22 protein-coding genes are annotated in these 22,754 nt (G+C 45.1%); 16 read left to right on the forward strand and 6 right to left on the reverse strand.

Annotation, left to right across the window (positions count from 1 at the left end):
• Positions 1-60: 60 nt before the first annotated feature.
• Positions 61-801 carry an SDR family oxidoreductase gene (locus ACFORK_RS00870; RefSeq protein WP_379194657.1) on the reverse strand — a complete coding sequence of 247 codons (741 nt, stop codon included), beginning with the start codon at positions 799-801 and terminating at the stop codon, positions 61-63.
• A 177-nt stretch (positions 802-978) separates the two neighbouring features.
• On the opposite strand from ACFORK_RS00870, the gene ACFORK_RS00875 reads away from it, so the two are divergent.
• Entirely contained in the window at positions 979-1,566 is a 588-nt protein-coding gene (locus ACFORK_RS00875) for a TetR/AcrR family transcriptional regulator (RefSeq protein WP_379194659.1), read from the forward strand.
• A 58-nt stretch (positions 1,567-1,624) separates the two neighbouring features.
• Here the strand turns inward: ACFORK_RS00875 and ACFORK_RS00880 are convergent, their stop codons facing one another.
• Positions 1,625-2,803: a DNA glycosylase AlkZ-like family protein gene (locus ACFORK_RS00880; protein WP_379195725.1), complete on the reverse strand. Its 1,179-nt coding sequence runs from the start codon at positions 2,801-2,803 to the stop codon at positions 1,625-1,627.
• 145 nt (positions 2,804-2,948) lie between these two features.
• Here ACFORK_RS00880 and ACFORK_RS00885 point away from each other — a divergent pair, with 145 nt between their 5' ends.
• From ACFORK_RS00885 to ACFORK_RS00895, 3 genes are all read left to right on the forward strand, one after another.
• Complete coding sequence (locus ACFORK_RS00885) at positions 2,949-3,809, forward strand: AraC family transcriptional regulator (RefSeq protein ID WP_379194661.1); 861 nt, start codon at positions 2,949-2,951, stop codon at positions 3,807-3,809.
• The gene (locus tag ACFORK_RS00890) at positions 3,809-4,741 is read left to right on the forward strand and encodes a DMT family transporter (RefSeq protein WP_379195727.1); all 933 of its coding nucleotides are present in this window, start codon (positions 3,809-3,811) and stop codon (positions 4,739-4,741) included. Before ACFORK_RS00885 ends, ACFORK_RS00890 begins: the two co-directional genes overlap by 1 nt.
• 182 nt (positions 4,742-4,923) lie before the next feature.
• Positions 4,924-6,075, forward strand: a complete 1,152-nt coding sequence (locus ACFORK_RS00895) for a stalk domain-containing protein (RefSeq protein ID WP_379194663.1) — start codon at positions 4,924-4,926, stop codon at positions 6,073-6,075.
• Between the two features lie 103 nt (positions 6,076-6,178).
• Here ACFORK_RS00895 and ACFORK_RS00900 read toward each other — a convergent pair whose 3' ends face one another.
• Both ACFORK_RS00900 and ACFORK_RS00905 read right to left on the reverse strand, forming a co-directional pair.
• The gene (locus ACFORK_RS00900; protein ID WP_379194665.1) at positions 6,179-6,934 is read right to left on the reverse strand and encodes a Nif3-like dinuclear metal center hexameric protein; all 756 of its coding nucleotides are present in this window, start codon (positions 6,932-6,934) and stop codon (positions 6,179-6,181) included.
• A gap of 131 nt (positions 6,935-7,065) precedes the next feature.
• Entirely contained in the window at positions 7,066-7,428 is a 363-nt protein-coding gene (locus ACFORK_RS00905) for a MerR family transcriptional regulator (protein ID WP_379194667.1), read from the reverse strand.
• A gap of 179 nt (positions 7,429-7,607) precedes the next feature.
• Here ACFORK_RS00905 and ACFORK_RS00910 point away from each other — a divergent pair, with 179 nt between their 5' ends.
• The 7 genes from ACFORK_RS00910 to ACFORK_RS00940 all read left to right on the forward strand — a co-directional run bounded on the left by ACFORK_RS00910 (position 7,608) and on the right by ACFORK_RS00940 (position 14,649).
• Positions 7,608-9,200 (forward strand): helix-turn-helix domain-containing protein, encoded by a 1,593-nt coding sequence (locus ACFORK_RS00910; RefSeq protein WP_379194669.1) that lies wholly within the window; start codon positions 7,608-7,610, stop codon positions 9,198-9,200.
• 140 nt (positions 9,201-9,340) lie between these two features.
• Positions 9,341-10,576, forward strand: a complete 1,236-nt coding sequence (locus ACFORK_RS00915; protein ID WP_379194671.1) for an alpha/beta hydrolase family protein — start codon at positions 9,341-9,343, stop codon at positions 10,574-10,576.
• Positions 10,577-10,604: 28 nt separating this feature from the next.
• Complete coding sequence (locus ACFORK_RS00920; RefSeq protein ID WP_379194673.1) at positions 10,605-11,573, forward strand: ABC transporter substrate-binding protein; 969 nt, start codon at positions 10,605-10,607, stop codon at positions 11,571-11,573.
• A complete protein-coding gene (locus tag ACFORK_RS00925) occupies positions 11,573-12,382 on the forward strand; it encodes a hypothetical protein (RefSeq protein WP_379194675.1) in 810 nt (269 codons plus the stop codon). The genes ACFORK_RS00920 and ACFORK_RS00925 overlap by 1 nt, the downstream gene beginning before the upstream one ends.
• 106 nt (positions 12,383-12,488) lie before the next feature.
• Positions 12,489-12,749 carry a hypothetical protein gene (locus ACFORK_RS00930; RefSeq protein WP_379194677.1) on the forward strand — a complete coding sequence of 87 codons (261 nt, stop codon included), beginning with the start codon at positions 12,489-12,491 and terminating at the stop codon, positions 12,747-12,749.
• A gap of 505 nt (positions 12,750-13,254) precedes the next feature.
• The gene (locus ACFORK_RS00935; protein WP_379194679.1) at positions 13,255-13,539 is read left to right on the forward strand and encodes a CD3324 family protein; all 285 of its coding nucleotides are present in this window, start codon (positions 13,255-13,257) and stop codon (positions 13,537-13,539) included.
• A 138-nt stretch (positions 13,540-13,677) separates the two neighbouring features.
• On the forward strand, positions 13,678-14,649 hold the full coding sequence (locus ACFORK_RS00940) for an alpha/beta hydrolase (RefSeq protein ID WP_379194681.1): 972 nt from the start codon (positions 13,678-13,680) through the stop codon (positions 14,647-14,649).
• Positions 14,650-14,814: 165 nt separating this feature from the next.
• Here the strand turns inward: ACFORK_RS00940 and ACFORK_RS00945 are convergent, their stop codons facing one another.
• Positions 14,815-15,219, reverse strand: coding sequence for a hypothetical protein (locus ACFORK_RS00945; RefSeq protein WP_379194684.1), 405 nt, complete (start codon positions 15,217-15,219; stop codon positions 14,815-14,817).
• 216 nt (positions 15,220-15,435) lie between these two features.
• On the opposite strand from ACFORK_RS00945, the gene ACFORK_RS00950 reads away from it, so the two are divergent.
• Together ACFORK_RS00950 and ACFORK_RS00955 are read left to right on the forward strand one after the other, a co-directional pair.
• A complete protein-coding gene (locus ACFORK_RS00950; protein ID WP_379195730.1) occupies positions 15,436-16,194 on the forward strand; it encodes an IclR family transcriptional regulator in 759 nt (252 codons plus the stop codon).
• 26 nt (positions 16,195-16,220) lie between these two features.
• The gene (locus tag ACFORK_RS00955; protein ID WP_379194686.1) at positions 16,221-17,045 is read left to right on the forward strand and encodes an aldo/keto reductase; all 825 of its coding nucleotides are present in this window, start codon (positions 16,221-16,223) and stop codon (positions 17,043-17,045) included.
• A gap of 128 nt (positions 17,046-17,173) precedes the next feature.
• Here the strand turns inward: ACFORK_RS00955 and ACFORK_RS00960 are convergent, their stop codons facing one another.
• Positions 17,174-17,803, reverse strand: a complete 630-nt coding sequence (locus tag ACFORK_RS00960) for a class I SAM-dependent methyltransferase (RefSeq protein WP_379194688.1) — start codon at positions 17,801-17,803, stop codon at positions 17,174-17,176.
• Positions 17,804-18,049: 246 nt separating this feature from the next.
• Here ACFORK_RS00960 and ACFORK_RS00965 point away from each other — a divergent pair, with 246 nt between their 5' ends.
• The 3 genes from ACFORK_RS00965 to ACFORK_RS00975 all read left to right on the forward strand — a co-directional run bounded on the left by ACFORK_RS00965 (position 18,050) and on the right by ACFORK_RS00975 (position 22,747).
• Positions 18,050-19,072 carry an ABC transporter substrate-binding protein gene (locus ACFORK_RS00965; RefSeq protein ID WP_379194690.1) on the forward strand — a complete coding sequence of 341 codons (1,023 nt, stop codon included), beginning with the start codon at positions 18,050-18,052 and terminating at the stop codon, positions 19,070-19,072.
• Positions 19,069-21,138, forward strand: coding sequence for an iron ABC transporter permease (locus ACFORK_RS00970; protein WP_379194692.1), 2,070 nt, complete (start codon positions 19,069-19,071; stop codon positions 21,136-21,138). Before ACFORK_RS00965 ends, ACFORK_RS00970 begins: the two co-directional genes overlap by 4 nt.
• 250 nt (positions 21,139-21,388) lie before the next feature.
• A complete protein-coding gene (locus tag ACFORK_RS00975; RefSeq protein WP_379194694.1) occupies positions 21,389-22,747 on the forward strand; it encodes an Nramp family divalent metal transporter in 1,359 nt (452 codons plus the stop codon).
• Positions 22,748-22,754 lie beyond the last annotated feature (7 nt).

The raw sequence follows: 22,754 nt of genomic DNA on the forward strand, positions 1-22,754 counted from the left end.
ACTTGCGGTGTATCACCGGCAATGCTCGATGTTCGGATCAGATGATAACATCTGCAGACTTTAAGGCTGCAGAGTAGGCCGAATAATCATCTCATTTACGCTAGTGTCTTCTGGTTCATTGACGGCAAAGGCAATCGCTCTTGCAATGCTGTAAGGGGAGATTGCCAACCCGCCCATATGCTCGGCCATAGCTTGAACCGCCGGGCTTGTCACGGTGCCGAATAACTCCGTTTCAGTGATTCCCGGCGCGATGAGCGTCGTACGAATGTGTGAGGCCGGGGATTCCTCCTTGCGTAACCCTTCTGTAATTGCTCTGACTGCAAACTTGGTGCCGCTGTATACAGCCGAAGTCGGGCTGACTTCGTACCCCATCACCGAAGAAATATTGATGATATGACCGGATTGTTGTTCTCTCATGATAGGAAGTACGGCAGCAATACCGTTCAGCACCCCTTTGATGTTAACATCAACCATTTGGTCCCAGTCGGTAACCCGCATTTCATTCAGCACCGAAACTGGCATAATTCCGGCGTTGTTGACCAGTACATCAATCCGGCCATATTGGTCCAGAGCAAATTGTGCGACCTGCTGCAGATCCTCAGCAGAAACGACATCTGCTGTAATATAAGAAGCTTCCCCGTCCGATTGTTTAATCTCCTCCACAATAACCTTCAGCCGCTCTTCTCTTCTGGCAGCCAATACAACCTTGGCTCCCTTTTCTGCCAGCAGTCTTGCAGTAGCTTCACCGATTCCGCTTGATGCCCCTGTAATAATAACTACTTTATCTCTAGTGTTGTCCACTTGATTTCTCTCCTTTAGCATTAAGATAATATTTATTTAACTTGTGTTGATTATTTAACGGCCGTTGATTAACATTATATAAAGATATTAGATTCATTCAATCGCTAATCATCGTGTATTTGTCCCATAATCAACAGAGTGGATGAAACTGTTCAATAAAGTGAAGGAGAGATTCAAATGGCAAGCGAGCGAAAGGTTGACCGGCGGATTACTAAAACCAAGGAAGCGATTAACCGGGCGTTTCTGGAGCTTTTTGCAGAGAAGGAACTTGAGCAGATTACAATCAATGAGATTGCGGATCAGGCGAACGTTAACCGGGGCACGGTGTATTTGCATTACAGCGACAAATACGACCTGCTGGATCAATATATAGAGGAACATTTGAACAAGCTTATTTCGTTTTGTGGTACTCATGAACCTGCTACATCAGCGACTTCAATGGATCAGGATGAGCTCCAACTGGTTTTCGATTACTTAGGGGAGCATTTTCGCTTCTTCTCGGCGATCCTGCTTAATCAGCGGACGGCTCTCTTCCGTGAGCGGCTGCTGCAATTTATTTCGAGCAACGTGAAGGAGAAGCTGGATCAGCAAACGGCAGGAACAGCCATTGATAATGAGATCAACGCCGAGTTTATGTCTTCCGCCTTTGTCGGTATCCTGGAATGGTGGATTCGCAACAAAATGCCGCACCCTCCGGCATATATGGCGGCTCAAGTGCGGCATCTGTTTGAGAAAAATGAGGTTTATATGCAAATGAAAAGTTAACATGAAGAACCCGCGATAAGTCTCAAGGTGACAAGGCTGTTCGCGAGTTTTTAGCTGTTTACAGATCACAGCCAATTTCGATCCCACTACAAAGATTGTATTGTTTAAATCGTTCCAAGCCGGTGAGCAGCTGCTCGCGATAGTCGAGACTGTTCATTTCAGACTGTGGCCAAAAGTGCTTCACGATCAAAGTCTGGCTGCTTTTATCCGTTTCCAGTTCAATTCGGCCAATTAGCTGCTGATCGCACAGCACAGGGAGCACATAATAACCGTATTTGCGCTTGGGAGCAGGAACATAGACCTCCCATGTATACTCGAAGCCGAACAATTCCTGAATCAACTTACGGTCCCACATCAGGTTATCCAGCGGGGCGAGAATTCTGGCCGTATTGCCGCTTAGCTCCCGTTCTGCAGAGGACTTTAATAATTCTACGTGATCAGTCGCAAGATACAGCGGGTGCTTGATACCTTCAACGGCTACTTCATAAATGCTCCCCTCATCGATCAGCGCTTGGAACGCCTCGTTCCGATGCTGACTTTTGAGCCCGTTAATGCCCAGCCAAGCATCGCTTTGTCTGTTCCACAAGAGGCCAACACTATTGATTCTCCGCAGCACAAACCATTTGTAGAATTCTTCCTCTGTCGTATAAGGTGCCGGAGAACTGAAATACGGTTCGGGTATAAATTGATCGGCCAAGCCATAATATCTCCGAGTCCCTTTCTTATGATGAACAACGGCAAGACCGGCGTAGCACATTGCTTCCAAGGCAGCTTTAGCCAGCCGTTGCGGCCCATAATGCCAATCCACTCTTTCTTCCAGTACAAAATCGGAGGAGCATGCCGTCCCGTGTTCTCTTAGGTATGCAGTTATGACATCAATGGTCTCTTGGTGCTCATGGCACCAGCGTAGATACCTCTCCCTGAATCTTTGAAAAGAAGGCCAGTCATTGACCTCGCAGATAGACATGTTCTTGTCCCACACATCAAACAAAATCCGCTCGGTGTAGAGATATTGATCTATATCTCCTTTACGGTATGTAGCGTAGCGAGACTGCAGCGTAAGATCAGGATTACGGCCTACGACATCGAGTGGATCGTATTGAATACAGCCAACTTTACGGATATACTCGGCAATCTGAGACGTGCTCTGAAGTGCGGAGTCGTCGCTTAAATGATGGTAGGTGATTAAGTATTTTCGGATATCTGCTTTTGAATATGATAGCTGTGTAATAATAATCCCTGCTTTCTATAATAAGGAATGATTACAACTTCAATATACCAAACAACAGTTCTTATTTACAGTGCGAATCAGAGCAATATTATGCAATCCTTGCGTCGCCGTATTTGGTATAGTAACGGAGCATATTAGAGGAGGGGTTGTCATGCCTGGTGAGTTAAGAACCGCCTATTACGATACTGAACTGCAAGTGGAAGCCTACTGGTTTCAGGGTGTGATGCATAGCTTCCCCAATCACTTTCATGATCATTATGTGTTCGGATATATAGAGAACAGTCCGCGCCGCATGCTGTGCAACAATATAGAGTATAGTATCAAGCCCGGTGATCTCCTGATCTTTAATCCTGGTGATGTTCATTCCTGTGAAGAAGTGGACGGCAGGCCGTTAGATTATCGCAGCATCAATATTAAGCCGGATCGTATGATGAGCATGATGAAAGATATTACGGGCCATGCGTTTTTGCCTTCATTCACACTGAATGTACTTTCCGGGAGCGAATTTGCGCCAGCTTTAAAAGAATTGCATGAAATGATCTTTAGGGGGGAACCGGATTTTATCAAAGAGGAATTGTTCTTCTTTTTTATTGTCCAATTGCTGCAGGATTATGCGAATTCGCCGGAGGAGCATGAACAGACAGGAAAGAAGGGGCCTTCCGAATTTGAGGTTGTGTGCGAATATATGGAGACCCATTATGCATCCAAAATTACGCTGTCAGAATTGAGTGATCTGGCCGGGCTCAGCAAGTATCATTTTTTACGCGCCTTCACTCGGCATAAGAGGATTTCTCCCTATAATTACTTGGAGACGATTCGAATTGGCAATGCTAAGAAGCTATTGGAACAGGGTATTGCTCCTGTTGAAATAGCACATATGACAGGCTTTAGCGATCAAAGCCATTTCACACATTTTTTCAAAAGATTGATTGGCCTGACCCCGCGGCAGTATATGCGGATCTTTCATCAGGAAACGGCTGCAGAAACTTTGCTTTCGGGTGAGCGCCAATGATGAATTCTCGTTATCACGCGGCCGCACATCTCGCAACGCTGGTTACCATATTGTTTTGGGGAACCACCTTCATCTCGTCCAAAGTACTTTTGAGCGATTTTAGTCCCATGGAGATTTTGTTTACCCGATTTTTGATTGGTTATGTCGCCTTGTGGATCGTTCATCCAAGACTGATTCCGTTTCGGAAGAGAGGGGAGGAACTGCTGTTTGCAGCGGCCGGGTTGTGCGGCGTGACCTTGTATTTTCTCCTGGAAAACATTGCTCTAACCTATACGTATGCCTCCAATGTTGGCGTCATCGTCACCGTAGCTCCCTTTTTTACAGCGGTGGCTGCCCATTTTATTTTGAAGGATGAGAAGCTGCATTTTCGGTTTTTTGTAGGCTTCCTGATCGCGATGATTGGGATTGCCCTTATTTCCTGGAGTGGCAGTTCGAAGCTGCAATTAAATCCACTTGGGGATTTGCTGGCCGTTCTTGCTTGCATTAGCTGGGCTTTGTATTCAATCCTTTTGCGCAAGATCAATCAGTTTCAATACCCTTCAATTGGCATGACCCGGAGAGTCTTCTTCTACGGACTGATCTTTATGCTGCCGGTAACCTTGTTTAGTGATTTCCGACTGGATCTGGTCCGGTTTGGGACAGGGTCTCATTTGTGGAATTTTCTATTCCTTGGCTTGGGCGCTTCGGCCTTGTGTTATGTCAGCTGGAACTGGAGTGTCGGCATTCTGGGAGCGATCAAGACCAGCGTATACTTTTATTTGACCCCTGTAGTTACTGTAGTAGCAGCTTATTTGTTGTTGAATGAAAGGATTACCGGTGCTGGTATCGTGGGTATTGCGCTAACCTTGGTAGGTTTAATCGTGTCGGAACAAAGATTCCTTCGTAAGCGCAGGCATGTAACGGATTCTGTCACAGAGCAAGGATCTTTATAGAAAAAATGGACACGGCGCTGTATACCAATAGTCAGGCTATTTAAGTGTTCGCTAATACGCATCCTTTCGCGTAGGTGGTCAAAATCTGGGGACACGGAATAACGATACTGGTGAACCCCACTGCAACCTTTTTCTTGCACCCTGCGTCTACCTGCTATACCCGCAAAGAAAGGTGCAGACCTATGAACAAGAAGAAGATTCTCTTATCCGGCATTATTTTGGCAACAGCCTTATCCTTAAACAACACCTCACAATTGCATGCGGAAGCGGCCTCACCAGTGAAGAGCGCAGTGACAACGACAATGACTTCCGGGACTGTGATATTCAAGCTGAATAATCCCGTCTATGTTAACGGCCAAGGGAAGCATCGTCTGAACGCTGCCCCGTTCGTGGTAAAAGGCACATCGATGATCCCGCTTCGGGCCGCAGCCGAATCATTGGGATGCACGGTGAACTGGAATCCGAAGAAGGGAACACTCGAATTATCGGGGCCTAGCCTGGGCACCGTTCAATTTACAAGGTTCTCGGATTATGCAATCAATGCCAAGGGAGAACGTGTGAAGCTGCCTGAACAGATCCGTCAGGTAAAAGGGGTATGGTTTGTCCCTGCCAGGTCGTTGTCCACTCTCTTGAATGCTAACTTGACCTGGGATGCCGGGACGCATACCTTGACGATCGCGCGCAAGGAAGCGGTTCAGGAGCCCAAACAATTTAGCTTTTTATTCAATAAAGATACCGAGGGATGGAAAGGCGGGTTCGCGGATCTACCGGTTAATTATGATAAAACCATCTATGAATTGAAATATAACCGTGAGCTTCTACCACTACAAAACAACAAGACAAACTATGGCCTCCAGCTTTCCGGGCATAACCGCAGCGACGATTTGTTTATGTTCCTCTCTCGGGGGATCGGAGGATTTAAGCCGAATACCACTTATGATGTAAAACTTAACTTTGCTATGTATACGGATGCGGCTGGAGGATCAATTGGCATTGGCGGTTCGCCAGCGGAATCGCTCTTCATCAAAGCCGGCATTCTTACGAATGAACCGTTATCAGTCCCAACAGAGTATGCCGGAGGAAAGTATTATCGAATGAATGTAGATACCGGTAGTCAAGGGACCGGCGGCAAGGAGATCAAGGTGATCGGCAATGCCGCGAAGCCGGAATCGGACAAGCCAGGCTATCAGCGAGTCGATTTTCATTACAACGCCAAGGTGAAGACAAATGCCAAGGGAGTGATGTATGTTCTAATCGGCGCAGACTCTGGTTTTGAAGGCTTAACCACACTGTACTTTGATGATATTCAGGTGACTGCTACAGCCCAAAAATAAGCGTAATTCGAGGGTTATAGGAAAAGCGCCCATAGGCTCAACACATTTCTCTAAAGATGTGTCTGGTCTATGGGCTTTTTTTAATAAAACTCATATCTTGGATTTACTCCATATGTTCCTCTTCAAGATAGATGGTCTCAATCTCGTTAAAAGCTGCTTTCAGCCTCTTCACAAGAGAGTTAACACCAAAGATCTCTGTGAATGTGTGACTTCCAACGATGAGATTGATGCCAGCGAATTTCGTGTATTGAACAGAATACAATGATTTTTCACCCGTGATATACACATCGCACTCCGCTTCTTTGGCTTGTCTGATTAGATCTGTGGAATTTCCAGCGCCAGTGACGACTCCGACTTTCTTTATCGTTGTATTGGAGTTTTTCCATGCCTTCACATCCTCACCTAATGCGGTTGAAATTCTATCCACTAGTTCCTCAAAAGCTATAGGCTCGTTATACTCACCGATACCAATGATTTCGTGGTTGTCCTCATAGTGTGTCTGCTGAGTTATTTTTGAGATCCCGATTTCTTGCAAAAGCGAGTTGCAGGTACCAAATTCTGCACAATCCAAAGGGAGATGGATATAAAAATGTGAAATCTCATTGTCGATCAGGTGTTTCATACACTGCTCTTTCACTTCGTATAGAAAATCCCAGGCGTCATGGTGTGTAATAATGAACTGAACCTTGTGATCGACTGCTTTGAGAATCACGTCTGGAGTTAAATTCGTTGTAAACCCAACCCGAATAATCTCCTGTGATCGTGGATTATTATAGCCATACTCATCATTTTCTTTAAATTGTTCAACCAAGCTGCCAAAAGTACTCTTAATGAAGTCATTGAAATCAGTTAGATACATCTTAACCCCCCCTTAAAATTGTCTCCGATTCTTATTCGATGATGTGTTCGTATAACCCTTTTATGTAAATTATTGTTTTTAAATCAGCTAAGCTATAGATATAAAAAGAGCCACCAAAGAGGCGGCTTCTTTTACTTTTTGTCTAAAAAAGCATCGTAGTAGTTCAGTTTTTGAGATAACAGATCGAGATACTTCTGATATTCTGCGATGTGCTGTTGAACGGTCTCTTTTTGCCGAGAAATGATTTCACGTCTTTCCGGTACAGTGTCGTCCCCAAGAAGGATCAGTTCATTATAGTGCTTGATCGCTTCAATCGACATGCCGGAGTCCCGCATGCAGCACAGCATTTGAATCCGCTGTAAATCCGTCTCGTTGTAGACGCGTCTGCCATTGTCCATACGGTGAACAGGCGGCAACAACCCTTCCTTTTCATAATATCGCAGTGTGTGGGAAGCCAGATTGAATTTTTCGGAGACCTCTTTGATCGTATACATGGTTTTCATCCTCTGCACATGAATTATGGCTATTATAACCCTTAAAGTGAGCTTCAATACAACCTGATAGCGTTAGCAAAGTTACTAATTCCAATTTTCTCCCTTTTCCATTTATGCAGAGAACAGGTATAGTCAAGTAAAATAAACTGGGAGCTTAGACGTTTAGTAGGGGGATTTCAATGAATAGACTTGAGGACGTCTTTACGGATATATTGCGCTTCAATGGAATACAAGTGATTGAGATTGTGATGAATGGCGAGACTTTCTATTCCAGCATAGATTCACATACAATGGTGATTTGCTTGAACGGCCGAGCAGCGGTGGAGTGGGGGAGTGAAGCTTGTTCACTAGCTTCTGGAGAGATCTGTATACTGCCCCCAGGGCAAGAGCTCAAGATCATCGCAGATGCTCAGGAGCTCTTTAAGGGCTGGCGGATTCAATTTGATTCTTATGTACAGAAGGAAGAGAATCTTGTAGCAAAACATAATCTAGTTCGGTACGAGTGGCTGCGTTGTGAGAATCCTCAAATGCTGGCGGGCCTATGTGACAGATTACACCAGGTACAGATATCTGAGTCGTCCAGTCGCTACAGTGGACAGGCTGATTTTTACCAGCTGATGGCATTGCTACAATCCTCAACAGCCAGGCCTTCTGCTGAGGAAACGTTGGCTGAGGCGATTGCACGTGTATCTAACTATATCAGGGAGCATATCGATCAGGAGTTAACACGAACCGAGCTTGCGCAGTTAGCTGGACTTAGTCCAGGCTATTTCTCACGAGCCTTTCAGCAGTTAATGGGGCAATCACCAACAGCATTTGTTATGGATTTGCGAATGGCCAAGGCTAAGGGACTATTGTTATCGGGGAATGGGGTTAAGGATACAGCCTCTCGTGTGGGATTTGACGATGAATTTTATTTTAGCCGGCGGTTCAAACAGCAGATCGGAATGTCTCCCTTGACCTATGTAAATAGCCGTAGAAGAAAAATTGCCAGTGTGTCCGAACCGATCTTCGGAAGTCTGCTTGCCTTGCAATTACTGCCCACGGCGGCTGCATTCTATCCGAATCATAAGCCGGACTCCAAAATGCTTCGCTTGCATTCTGATGAACAAGGTGTAGGACAAATGTGGGGAGACAATGTGGCCATGCTACAAGGCGCGAACCCTGAGCTTATCTTTTGCACCGATTTTTTGAATACACAGGCGCATTATGAATTGGAGCAAATCGCACCGACCGTCACGGTTCCCTGGCTTACTGCAAATTGGCGTGAACAATTGACGCTCATTGCTGAAGCTGCCGATCTAGAACCAGAGGGACAACAATGGTTGTCGGAGTATGATCAGAGGGCAGACATTGTCCGGCGCAAGGTACGCAGGTATCTGGGTGGTGCGACACTTAATATCTGGCGGATCATGGATGATGAATATCGGGTCTACGGGGACCGGAATGTGGGTGCGGTACTCTATGGAGATTTTCAACTAACCGCTACTCATTCATTAAAGGCAATGGATGTGTATGAAACAGTGACCCGCCAAGATCTGCCGGTGTATGACGCTGATGCGCTAGTTATCATGATTGATCCTTCCCCAAAGGCAATGTTAGAGTGGAGGGCATTACAGAGAAGCAAGTTATTACGAAATCTGACGGCGGCCAAAAATAACAGAATCTTTGACATTGGCACCGAAAAACTCCTGGAGTATTCTGCTTGGTCTCATGATCGCGCCTTATCCTATTTTGCTGAACTTTTGGGTGGACGCAATTTTCAGTTTTGAAGGTAACAAAAATCCAGAACTCATCTTCCCATAATCCATGTCCATGAGAAGGATTACGTGCTATTGTTTGTTGAGAAAGAAAATCATTCTCATGAATATGGAGGGGGAGATTTTTTATTTTTACTACTATCCCCTGGGATTTGGAGTCATTATTCCAATTGCCTGCCCTGTATCCGGTTTTTGAAGATGAAGAGACCGGAATTCATGCCGCGTTTTATCAAGGAGTTCCTTATAAGGGAAAAGAAACACGAGTGTTTGCCTACTATGGATTGCCTAAGATTGAAGAACATAAGCAAAATGAAATCCCTCAGCAGATTCCTGGGATCATTTTGGTTCATGGCGGTGCAGGGAGCGCATTCTCCCATTGGGTGAAGCAATGGAATGACCGGGGTTATGCCGCAATTGCGATGGATCTCGAGGGGCAGGTCCCCTTTGCAAGCTATAACAACATCAGCGAGAGAAGCCGTGATGATCTTCATACGGATTCATCCCTGCCACTATTCTCGCCACATCCCTGGAGTGGCCCAATGAAGCAGGGAGTATTCGCAGATTATGGCGAAGCTGTGCAGGATCAATGGATGTATCACGCTGTAGCCGCTGTGTTATCGGCACATACCATCCTTCGCAGTTTGCCTGGTGTAGATGAAGACCGAATTGGAATTACAGGGATCTCATGGGGAGGTATTATTACCAGTCTGGTGTCTGGTCTGGATCACAGGCTTTCTTTTGCCATGCCGGTATATGGATGTGGTTATCTTTATGAGCCAGGTACGCTCTACGGTCGCGGATTTGCTGCTATGCCACCCGCTACAGCTGAACGTCTTCGGGGGCTATGGGACCCGTCTTCTTATCTGCACCAAAGCAAGATACCGATGCTGTGGCTAAACGGCAGCCAGGATACGCATTTTCCTTTGTCCATCTTTGTGAAGTCCTACGAACAACATGAACATCACTATGAGGATGCGCAGTTACATAGCCGATTAAGCATTCAGCATGGACTGCCCCATACTTATCCGGATGCATGGTCCTGTGAAGAGAGCTATGCTTTTGCAGACAGTATCACAAGAGAGGGGCCTGCCTTAATTCGCATTCTTCGTGCGGAGCAGTATGAGGAGCGGGTACGGGTGTGTTTTCAATCGCCGCTTGAAGTCGTGAAGGCTGTGCTGTACTGGTGCGGGGATGACACGGACTGGAGAAGCGCCAGTTGGCATTCGGAGACAGCTATTCTGTACAAGGATGAAAATAGTAATGATCACGGAGAAGCGCATGTTGCTTTGCCGGTTTCAGGCGGAGTCTACTTTGTGCAGCTAACCAATACCAAAGGCTGGATTACCAGTTCCCGTGTCATGAGAGATCGTCGAGAAGTACCAGTCTAATCAAATAGAATAAAAAGGGGAAAGAAATATGAGAAACAGTTATAAAAAGCTGCGCCCATTGAGCGTAGTGATTCTGATTATGATGATGCTTGCGATTGCTACAGCTTGCAGCAAGGAGTCTTCTGAGCCTGCTGCAGAACAAACTGCCAGTCCGGATACGGCCCAAGAGACTAAGTTTACCTACAAAGATAACAATGGAGAACATACACTTGAGCATCAGCCTGCTAATATTGCCACAACGGTAACTTATTTAACAGATCATATGATCGCACTGGGTTTGACGCCAACGGCTTCCGTTAAGTCGCAAAATGAAGATTTTCCGCTGTACCTAAAGCCTTTTCTGAATAATGTTGAAATTATTGGCGACCAAGGAAAGGTGAATCTGGAGAAGCTGCTATCCGTAAATCCCGATCTGATTATTACAGACACCAACAGCGAAAAAGTTTATGACGAGTACGCGAAAATAGCGCCTACGGTTATGCTGGAAAATGGTTATGGTGCGCCGGATTGGCAGACAGCATTCCGTGCAACGGCTGCAGCTTTTGGCCTTCAAGACAAGGCTGAGCAAGTCATCACCGACTATGATAAGCACAAGGAAGAAGCAATCAAGCAGATCCACGATAAAGTAGCTGGCAAAACCTTAATGGTACTGCGTATTCGTAACGATATTCGTTATTACGGGGATATGGATTACAAATGGCTATATGATGATTTCGGCTTCACCCGTCCTGCTGTCTACCCAGTAACCTCGGCGGACAATCGTTATGAGTCCCTGTCCAATGAGAAGCTTCCGCAAATCAATCCGGACTACATTCTGCTCATTAACGACAGTGATAGTATCTATAACGAGTTGCAGGATCTAAGTATCTGGAAAAATCTCGAAGCCGTTAAGAACAATCAGGTGTACACGCTGTCTTCGGATTCCTGGTTCGGCGGCTATGGGCCTAACGCTGCTAACTCCATGCTGGATGATCTGACTAAAATTTTCGTTAAATAATGGACACGAACATTTGGGATCAACTGAGCTCTTATTTTAACCTTCATATTCAGCAGCAGGGGAAGGCTGTATGCACTATCGGAGGGGAAGCTTTAACTGAGAAGGCAGTCATGCATCGCTTTCTCACCGCCTACGGCGAGTTCATTGAGGCTGAAGAGCTTCCAGTTGCTGCAGCTTATTTTGTCAGCTGGTTTGGGGATGTGGCTGCTGCGTTGTTGTATAGCGTTTCTGTGCACAATACCGCTCCGAACCTCACACTTGCGAACTTGCAGGTACATCTCACCCCTGAGCAGGGCTTCACTCGAATTGCTTTTCAACTGTCGGAGGATCAATTAGATCATGCGCCAGGAGAGAGACAAACGATAGATTGGACTGTATGGCGGGAGCAAGTGTTCAGCCGATTTTATTGGGATACTGTTAGCCCCTTGCTCCTCTGTGTATCGGAGGCCAGCGGGATTCAGGCAGGAATCTTATGGGGGCAGCTGCCGACGGCTCTGCAGAATTACAGGGAAAAGCTGCAAGCACTATTGTCTACCCAGTTGTCTACACAGGATAATGCTTCGCTTCTGTCCTATCTGGCTGAAGACGATGCCTTCATGTGTAATGAGCTTGCCCCTGAGGCCTTCGGACGATCGAAGAACCCACTCCAAGCTAAAGTCCGATTCCTAGACCATCCGCTTGAGGCAGGGAAGAAGCTCGCTATTAAAAATACCTGCTGTCTGCAATACAAGCGTACCAATCGCTCATACTGCTATACTTGTCCACGCCTGTCTAAGCAAGATCGTATGGATTGGCTGCAGCAGGGCTAGACAAAACGTAAAAGGCAATCCTAATAAGGGATGCCTTTTTTCTTTTCGGATTATACAGAAAGAAGAGATTGTATGAGTCGAACAAAAGAAATTAACTAAGACGAAGATGAGCGAATGGGGAAGTTTAGAACTGTGCTGTATGCGCAAAACGCTTGCCTGTTTGCTTTCCAAAGGAAAGTTAGCACCGGAACATAGACTGTTGGAAGCAAGACCTATAATCCAGGGCTGTTCAAATCCAGCGATGTTAGTAGAAGCGGGGTATTCCCCTTCACCTTCCGTCGTCGTAACAGTTCAAAAAGAGGGGGCACTTCCCCAACTAAGAGCATTTTTGCACCTTATTTTTCTTGAATGCAGGCAAATAAGGTAAATAAGGGCATTTTTGCATCTTATTTTTCGGAAAAGCATGCTAGACGAGGTAATCTGGAAGATTTAAGGTACAATATTGCACTTAATCTCCACGAACCCTTAGTTGCAGAGGATTTAAGGTACGAGAATGCCCTTAATTATACTACTTATATAAGCTCTCTTTTTTTGCTATGTTTGTTTATTTAAATGCGTTCTATATAGCAAAAGATAACGTCTAACTTTTAAAGTCTACGTTGATGAAGATGTACGTGGCAAAGCCAATTGTCCTCGTAGTGCTGTTCGTGACAGCCACACGTGAAACTATGCTATAATGGTTAGCGAAAAGGGGGTGCTTAATAGATGGAGAATCTTGTAAGATTGTCTGGTACTTCTCCCACTCATGCAAAGCCTGTATTAGAAAAGCGTTACTTTGCATGGGGCAAAACCTTTTTTTAACGCTAAATAAGCTCTTCTAATATGTTGGCTTTGCACCTTATTTGGAAACTTTAAAATAAGGAGCGGGCACAATGAAATATATTAATGCAGCAAAAGTGTTACCCGAAAAGCTAATTATGGAAATTCAAAAATACGTTCAGGGAGAAACGCTGTACATTCCTAAGCCGGAAACGGAGTATAAGCATTGGGGAAGCCAGAGTGGCGGGAGACGGTTGCTTGATGAGCGAAACGCCGCGATCCGAGCTGCTTTTAGGAACGGTAGCAGTATTGAGCAGCTGGCCGAGGAATATTTTCTCTCGATCGAAACAATTAAGAAAATTGTCTATTCACATAAAAGTAAGAAACAGCACTGGTGAGCATACTTCATCAGTGTCTTTTTTATGCCGAAAATGATTCTAAGTCATTGTCATCATTTCAAGAGTCGAGGGCACACTGTAGACTAACAATAGAGACAGCTAGTCTGAATAATGACATATAGAGAGGAAATATTGGCAATGAGTGAAGAGCAAAGCAGAAGCAGACATCTGGTTGATCCAGAAGTGGTTAGCGCCCTTGATATGTTCCCAACAACGGATCTTACGCAGTCTGTGCTGATGGAATCACGTATGAAGCAAGCACAAATGATGCCACAAATTGATGTTACGCAAAAGTTTCCGGTTACCTTTGAAGAAAGAACGGTACCAAGTTATTTTGGAGGGCCGGAAGTTCGTATAGAGATCATTAAACCTACGCAGCCAAAATATGAAAACATGCCTTTATATTATTCCCTTCACGGCGGCGGGATGGTTATGGGAAGTCCGGTTGGTGATCGCATGGGGAATGCCGCCCTTGCTGTGCAGCATGGTTTTTGCTGTGTGTCTGTGTATTACCGTCTGGCACCGGAGCATGTTCAGCCAAGCCAGCTAGAGGATATCTATTCAGGCCTAAAATGGTGTATCGAACATGCGGAAGAACTGGGAATCGACGCTAAGAAAGTCGCCGTTGCAGGCTCAAGTGCTGGCGCCGGTTTGGCGGCTGGTCTGGCTTTATATATTCGGGATCAGAAGGAATTTGAGATTCATCATCTGAGATTGCGTAGCCCGATGCTGGATGACCGTACAAGTGTTGCACCAGATCATCCTTATGCCGGAGAATTTGTTTGGAACAAAGCAAGTAATTATTTTGGCTGGAAATCTGTATTAGGTCATGAACCAGATCAGGAAGGCGTAAGCCAGTATTATGTGCCTGCACGTGCGAAATCACTTGCTGGTTTGCCACCTACTTTTATTACGATAGGAAGCATCGATTTATTCGTAGATGAAGCTTTGCTATTCGCGAAACAACTGGTTCATGATGGTGTTTTGGTCGAGCTGCATGTCTATCCGGGCTACCACCATCTGTCGCCAATGTTCCCGAACGCCCACTATTCTCAGGAGGGTGTTAAGGCAGGCGAGCACGCCTTGCTGAAGGCGCTGGATTTACTTTAATCAGGAAGAAAAATAACAGTAAAAACTCATAACAAAAGCAGCGACAGCTTATGGATTTGATAATTCAATTCCTAGGTTGCCGCTGTTTTTTGCTTCAAACAGATACGTCCTTATTTTCATGGGTTACGTTTCTTCTGTTTATTTAGGAAGGTAAATCAAAAAAAACTACTGGAGTTCCTCTAACTGTTCCAAATTAATTTCTTGTCCGTTTAACTCAATCCGATTTATTCCCTTATTTGTAATAACAAATATTTTTTCAAACGAATGATCTGAAGCGGCGGTTACTGTTTCTACGAGAAGCTTTCCGTCCTGATTCTGAATATCTACTGAGGGTACTGTGAACTTTTGATTATGTTCTTCATTGTTATAATTTATATACAGATACACACGGTGTTCGGCGGATATTCTGCCTATATAGATTCCATTTCTCGCACGATTAGATTCTAACCATTTATGTATCGGCTCCTTAACTTCACTGGGGTCTAAATAGTTGATATTTAAGTTGCTATGGCTTGAACAGCCAACAAGGATTATCAACACGGAAACTATTAAAATACTTAGCTTTTTCATTGTCACCTCTGCTTGTTTGAAATGTTATTACTAAATTTACCATGCGGATATTGAATAGTAAATCTATATAACAATATCATAAGAAAGTTGGATCAATGAAACAGATTATCCATTATGGATAATTATTATTATTTTATTATCTATATTTGAATAATGGATTTTCCTTTGCTATAATCGCAATTGTGAGTGGAATACTATTGAGTAGGGGGTGGGGATATAAACCGCAATGAGGTTGGTACGCTCAAGAAGGGTTTGGATATTTTTAACCTTGTGCTCCATAACCCGAACATCACTACTCAAGAGATCATGGAACAATTACAGCTCAACCAAAGTACAGCCTATCGCTTGGTAAGTACACTGGAGCAGAATCAATTCATCATGAGAAGTCCTAAGAATGGGTTTGTGATTTCGGATGTGTTTGTATCCAAATTGCAAAGTGAGAATCTGCTCAAGCAGGACGTTGATCTCTTGCAATCCGTGCCATCCATGGACAAGCTAAGTAAGGAGACAGGGGAAACCACATATCTCGGAATCCTTCATGGCACAGAGGTTGTTATCACGCATGCGATGCCAGGGATCTATGCTACCCGAACACATCATGTGATTGGAGATCGTAAGCTTATTCGCGGCGATGCCATCGGGAAATGCCTGCTGGCTTACCAGGGTGAGGAGCTGCAGTCGTGGATTTTGGACAACATGTCTTTTGAGAAGCAGACGGAGCATACGATTACATCTCCAGAGAAATTCCGTGAGGAACTGAGCAACATTAAGGCCAGAGGTTATGCCCTGGATGATGAAGAAGGGGAATGCGGGGCTAGATGTATCGGTGCACCAATCTGGAAAGATGGTAAGGTTATTGCTGCCATTGCGATCAGTGGCCCGACAACCCGAGTGTCCAAAGAGAAAGATGCGTACCATATTGAGCAGGTAACCAAATGTGCACAGGAGATTTCAGATCTGCTTAACAGTCCATAAAAATACAATTTGAAGGAGATTAAACCATGAACTTTGTAACATTGAATAACGGTGTGAAAATGCCTCAGCTTGGATTGGGCGTGTGGCAGGTTAGCGATGAACAGGCTGCCTCTGCGATCGCTTCAGCCTTTGAAGTAGGTTATACTTCGATTGATACTGCTATGATTTATCAGAACGAACTTGGTGTGGGACAAGCGATCAAGGAATCCGGAATTCCGCGGGAGAAGCTGTTCATTACGACCAAAGTGTGGAACGCAGACCAAGGATATGAGAATACCCTGCGTGCGTTCGATGAAAGCTTGAAGAAGCTGGAACTGGATTATATTGATTTGTATTTGATCCACTGGCCAACGCCGAATTTCGATCAGTACATTGACACCTACAAGGCGCTGGAGAAACTGTACCATGATGGTAAAGTAAAAGCGATCGGTGTATGTAACTTTGAAATTGAGCATCTGGAGCGTCTTCTGAAGGAATGTGAAGTGAAGCCTGTTCTTAATCAGATCGAATGCCACCCATACCTGGCTCAAAATGAATTGAAAGCTTTCGGTGATAAGCACGACATCTTCCTTGAAGCTTGGAGCCCGCTGGATCAAGGCGGCGATGTCTTGAAGGATGAAGTGATCGTCAAGCTAGCCGAAGCTCATGGCAAATCCCCGGCGCAAATCGTACTTCGCTGGCACCTGCAACGTAACTCCATTGTCATTCCTAAATCAGTGACACCTTCCAGAATCGAAGAAAACATTAATGTGTTTGACTTTGAACTTTCTGCTGACGAAATGGAGTCCATTAATCAACTGGACAGCAACCGCCGCAAAGGCCCGCATCCAAACGATTTTCATATGAGATAATCGAATGATTTAAAGCCCGTAAATCTGCTTGTTACAAGCGATTTGCGGGCTTTTTAATCCAATGAAAATCATCAATCGACTGTGCATTAATGCGTAGTTCTATAATTCATTTATAAGTACTGGAGCAGTTAACCTGTCTTTTTTACTATTATATATCTGATAATATATTTTTTGCTCTGCTTCTCTTTATAATTGAAAATTTCCTGTGTGGTTCCTGTTCCAATAACTTTTAGGTCCTTAAAATGATTGATTAGATCTTTTTCAGTGAAAAAGTGAGCATATTTTCCTTCTACATATTCATATGTCCCATCTTCCAATTGTCTCCCGACCCCATTGTTATGATCCTCGTTTGAAAAGCATGTAAAATACATTACTCCAGCATGTTTTAGTTGTCGTACACAATTATTAATAAAGTTCTTTCGATCATCTTCTAGAAATAGGTGTAATACATCAAAACAATAGATTGCATCATACGTCGTAGTACCGGTTAGATCATCCATAACAGATCCCTGAATAAAATGACTATAAGGATCCCAATGCATTGCTATATGAATAGCTTTATGTGATAACTCAATCCCATCAACCTGAAAAAATTTAGAGAGTGCTTTAGTATTCCTTCCATACCCAGATCCAGGAACTAAGACTGTCTTAACTTTGTTATTCTTAAATAATTCAATTGCTTGGTAGACTGTTTTACTGGGTTGTTGACCCCAAATCATTCCTTCATTATCAAATCTTTTATCCCAATAATTATCCATTTAAACCATTACTTTGGAAGTTATTTAGATATTGTGATTAATTAACAAATCATCATATTTACGCTGTTAGTTGAACTATTGAGGCTATAGATATGGATCTACCCGTGAGATTTTCCAAAACTAGTTCATTGGTGAAAATAGCATATTCCCTTGACTTTCCATGAAATCGTATATAACATAGTCCATGTCATTAAAAATGATAATCATTATCAAATACAATCACTGAAGATCAGGGGGATATACGAAATGCATAAAAGGTTTTTGAGTGTAGTTATGCTTATTGTTGTGATACTGGTTGCAGCTGGCTGCGGCTCTAACAATTCCACGAATAACGCAACGAACAGTGCCGCAAAGAGTAATGAGGCGGCTGCAAATAATAGTAGTGATACCGCAAGTGGCCCTATTGTATTAAAAGATGCTAAAGGCGAGGTTAAGCTGGATAAGCCTGCACAAAAGGTTGTTGTACTGGAGTGGACTTTTACAGAAGATGTAATTGCGCTGGGAGTACAACCGGTAGGGAACGCCGATAACGAGAACTATAAGCTGTATGTGACATCTGAAGCACCATTGGATGCAAGCGTGACGGATGTTGGTACACGTGATGAACCAAATCTGGAGACGATTGCGGCGCTGAAGCCGGATTTGATTATTGCGAATGCGCCTAGCAACGAAGCCATTTATGATCAACTGAAAAGTATTGCTCCAACACTGATTTTCAGCCTGTATCCGGATGAAGGAAAAGGCGATCAATACACACTGATGGAGGATACTTTTAAAACGATAGCAGCGGCGCTTGGTAAAACCGCAGAAGGTGACAAAGTCCTTGCAGACTTGGATGCTCACTATACGGATGCGAAGACGAAGCTGGCTGCAGCTGGCAAGGAAGGTCTGAATTACGTACTGACACAAGCATATAGCTATCAGAATGCAGCAACAATGCGTCTTTTCACAGACAATTCACTAGCAGTACAAACGTTGGATCGGATTGGTCTGAAAAATGACTGGAAGCCTGAAAATTTCGAGAGCTATGGATTCAGCACATCAACCGTTGAAGCATTGCCGGCGGTTCAGGATACGAATCTGCTCTATATCGTCCAAAAGGATGATGATATTTTCACAAAAACACTGAAGGATAATTCTGTTTGGAACGGTCTTACCTTCGTTAAGGAGAAACGCACTTACGCGTTGGACAGCGCGACCTGGGTGTTCGGCGGTCCAATCTCCTCCAAGGTGATTGTGGATGAAGTTGTAAAAACCTTAACGAAATGAGTGCTACTATGAACGGGCATAGCAGTGGAAAAACTTCAATCAGTATGACCTGGCGGATGATTGGAATATTCGGGGGCGGCCTTGCCGTCCTCTTCGTTCTGTTCATTCTAAGTCTAGGCTTTGGGGAAGCTAAAATCCCGGCAGCTACTGTAGTAGAGGGATTGCTGAACCGTCAGGATGTTATGGAACATCATCTGCTCTGGGATATCCGGATGCCGCGTACAGTTATCGGTATTCTGGCTGGAGCTGCCCTGGCTGCGGCTGGCGCGTTACTGCAAACGATAACGAAGAACCCGCTTGCTTCCTCAGATACACTGGGAATTAATGCGGGAGCTTATTTTATGGTCGTCCTTGGCATGGTTGCTTTCCCGGCTTTACAGCATCAGTTCCCATTTGTGTTGGCAGCGGCTGGGGGCCTGTTGGCGGCACTTATTGCCTATCTACTGAGCGGAGGCAAGACGGCTACGCCTGTCCGGCTGGCCCTATCCGGAATGATCGTGTCCATGGTGCTTGGAGCGTTCACCTCGGCCTTATTTATTTTTAATAAGACGGAAACGCAAAATTTGTTCTTATGGGGTTCGGGCTCTCTGATTCAGCTGAATTGGGACGGCGTCCGGTATGCTTGGCCTTTCGTCCTTGTACTCATCGGAGTATCCGTGTTCGCAGGCAGGCAATTCGATGCACTTGAACTTGATGAGTCCACTGCCCGTTCGCTAGGACAGCGAGTAGGGTTAACCCGGGCTGTAGGCCTCGGCATATCCGTATTGATGGCTGCGATCGTGGTCAGTGTGGTCGGCCCCATCGGCTTCGTTGGTCTGGTCGCGCCCCACCTTGTCCGTCTTAGCGGTATAAGTAAGCATCGCCTGCTCATTCCCGCGAGCGCCCTTTGGGGAGCGTTGCTCATTACGGCAGCGGATACGATTGCGCGTGCCGTGCGGAGTAGTGTAGGGGAGATGCCGGTTGGTGCGGTTATGGCGATTATCGGAGCTCCTTGGCTGATCTGGCTGGTGCTGACCAGAATGAAAAATATATCTGGTTCAGGTCCAGGGCAATCCTCTATGAGTATAGGCGGAGTAGCGCTACGTATGCGCTTTGTTCCGACTGCGATATTCATGAGTGTGTTGCTAATTGTGATTATCCTTGTTAGCTTGTCGCTTGGCGGAACGAGAATACCTATCGGGGATCTACTGAATAGTCTTGCTAGCAGGGGTGATGAATCGTATTCTGTGCTGCTGACTTTAAGGCTTCCTCGTACACTAGTCGCGGCTGCAGGTGGTATTGCCCTTGCTGTTAGCGGTGTACTGATTCAGAGCGCTGTTCGCAATCCTCTGGCAGACGCCTCTATTATCGGCGTGACCTCGGGTGCCGGCTTTGGTGCGCTGGTCGTACTGTTCTTATGGCCGGCAATGACGGTAATTGCGTTACCTATTGCCGCTATGGCTGGCGGGGCTTTGGCGGCAGCCTTTGTATTCTTCCTGGCATGGCGCAGATCTCTGAATCCATCGGTTCTCATCCTGCTTGGAATCGCAATATCTGCAATCGCCTCGGCGGGTATTCAAGTGATGATCGTCAAGGCAAGCATCTGGAGCAGCAACTCCTTAATTTGGATTACAGGTTCGACCTATGGACGGGGCTGGAATCAATTTTATAGTCTGCTGATCTTTCTCCTTATCCTGTTACCCGTTGCGTACTATTTGGGACGGAAAATCGATTTGCTGGCCTTTGGTGATGAGAGTTCAGTAGGTCTAGGCTTGCCTGTTCGCGGGACACGGCTCTGGACGATGATTATTGGCGTATTGCTGGCAGCGGGAGCTGTTGCCAGTGTGGGGACGATTGGTTTCCTCGGGCTCATCGCACCACATGCGGTGCGGATGATGATTGGTCATCACACGAGACGCTCCATTATTTTATCGGGTCTGCTGGGCGGATTACTGCTGGTCATTGCTGATACTGTCGGAAGAACGGTCATGGCGCCCAAAGAAATTCCTTCAGGCTTGATTATTATGCTGATCGGAGCTCCGTATTTCCTGTTCTTAATGTACCGTTCGCTTGTTAGAAAAGGATAGAATATGGTTTGAGATGTCTATTCAAGGCCGTCCCGTTATGGGGCGGCCTTCTTCATAATAACAACATAAGGACCGATCCAAGAATCCATTTGTGGATTTTGGTACGGTCCTCTTTTTTTAGTCTTGTACATAAAATTTAGTTATTGACAAAAATGTTTCCCAAGAGCAAAATAATAAACAACAGTATATGTTCGTTAAGTTTAGGGGCTTGGAACATCCCCGCGATTATTGTGTGAAAAGAGGAGAGACCATGAGTACAGGAGTTCAGCAAGTGAAAGAAGACCAAGGATGGTTACGAAGTAGTTCTAGTATTAGCTTGGAGGAGGTAAACAATTCCGTAAAAATCCCTCTAAAAGCAGGTTTCTGGAGAAAGTTTTTTGCCTTTGCGGGGCCGGGGTCACTGGTAGCCGTCGGCTATATCGATCCGGGCAACTGGGCAACCTCGATAGCAGGCGGCGCACGCTTTGGCTACACTCTTTTATCTGTTATTTTAATTTCAAATTTGATTGCCATGCTGCTTCAAGTCTTGTCAGCCAAACTTGGCATTGTCACCGGAAGAGACTTGGCACAGGCAACGAGGGATGCTGTTAGTCCCAAAGTGGCTGCTTTTCTATGGATTCTAACGGAGCTGGCGATTGTGGCAACAGACCTGGCGGAAGTGATCGGATCAGCGATTGCTCTGAATTTACTATTCGGCATTCCGTTATTGTGGGGCATAGCGATTACTACACTTGATGTACTGCTGCTGCTAGTTTTACAGAAAAAAGGCTTCCGCATTGTGGAGTCTATCATTATCGTCTTAATGCTTACCATATTTGCAGTATTTGCTTTTGAAGTGATCATATCCAAACCGGAGGTTGCGGCCTTATTTGGTGGATATGTTCCTAAATTTGAGATCGTTACGAATCCTGAGATGCTCTTTATCTCATTAGGTATTTTGGGTGCAACAGTGATGCCGCATAATTTGTACTTGCATTCATCCATTGTACAGACCCGACAATATGAGAGAACGACCAAGGGACGGAAAGAAGCACTCAAGTTTTCTATTCTGGATTCTAATCTTTCACTATTCTTTGCTTTCTTGATTAACTCTGCTATTTTGATCCTGGGTGCGGCTGCCTTCCATGGTACGGGCCTAGATGTATCGGAAATAGAAGGCGCGTATGAGCTTTTAAGTCCTACGCTTGGCGTTAGTATTGCAGGTACGCTATTTGCGGTTGCATTGCTTGCTTCTGGTCAGAACTCGACGATTACAGGAACGTTGGCAGGGCAGATTGTAATGGAGGGATTCGTCAAATTAAGAGTATCTCCATGGCTCCGTAGATTGATTACCCGCTTACTTGCTGTAGTACCGGCATTTATCGTTACTTGGCTAGCAGGCTCCAGAGGAACGGGCGACTTGTTGTTATGGAGTCAGGTAGTGCTTAGTTTGCAGTTGCCTTTTGCGGTTATTCCACTTGTACTGTTCACTAGCGATAAGCATAAAATGGGCGAATTCGCCAATCGGCTGTGGATTAAAATTTTGGCTTGGCTATCCACGGGAGTTATCGTTGCCCTCAATGTGTTCCTGGTATTCTATATTATCCTTACCGGTCATGAATTAGGATGACACAAGA

The organism is Paenibacillus sp. GCM10012306, from assembly GCF_042649265.1.
GTDB lineage: Bacteria > Bacillota > Bacilli > Paenibacillales > Paenibacillaceae > Paenibacillus_AQ.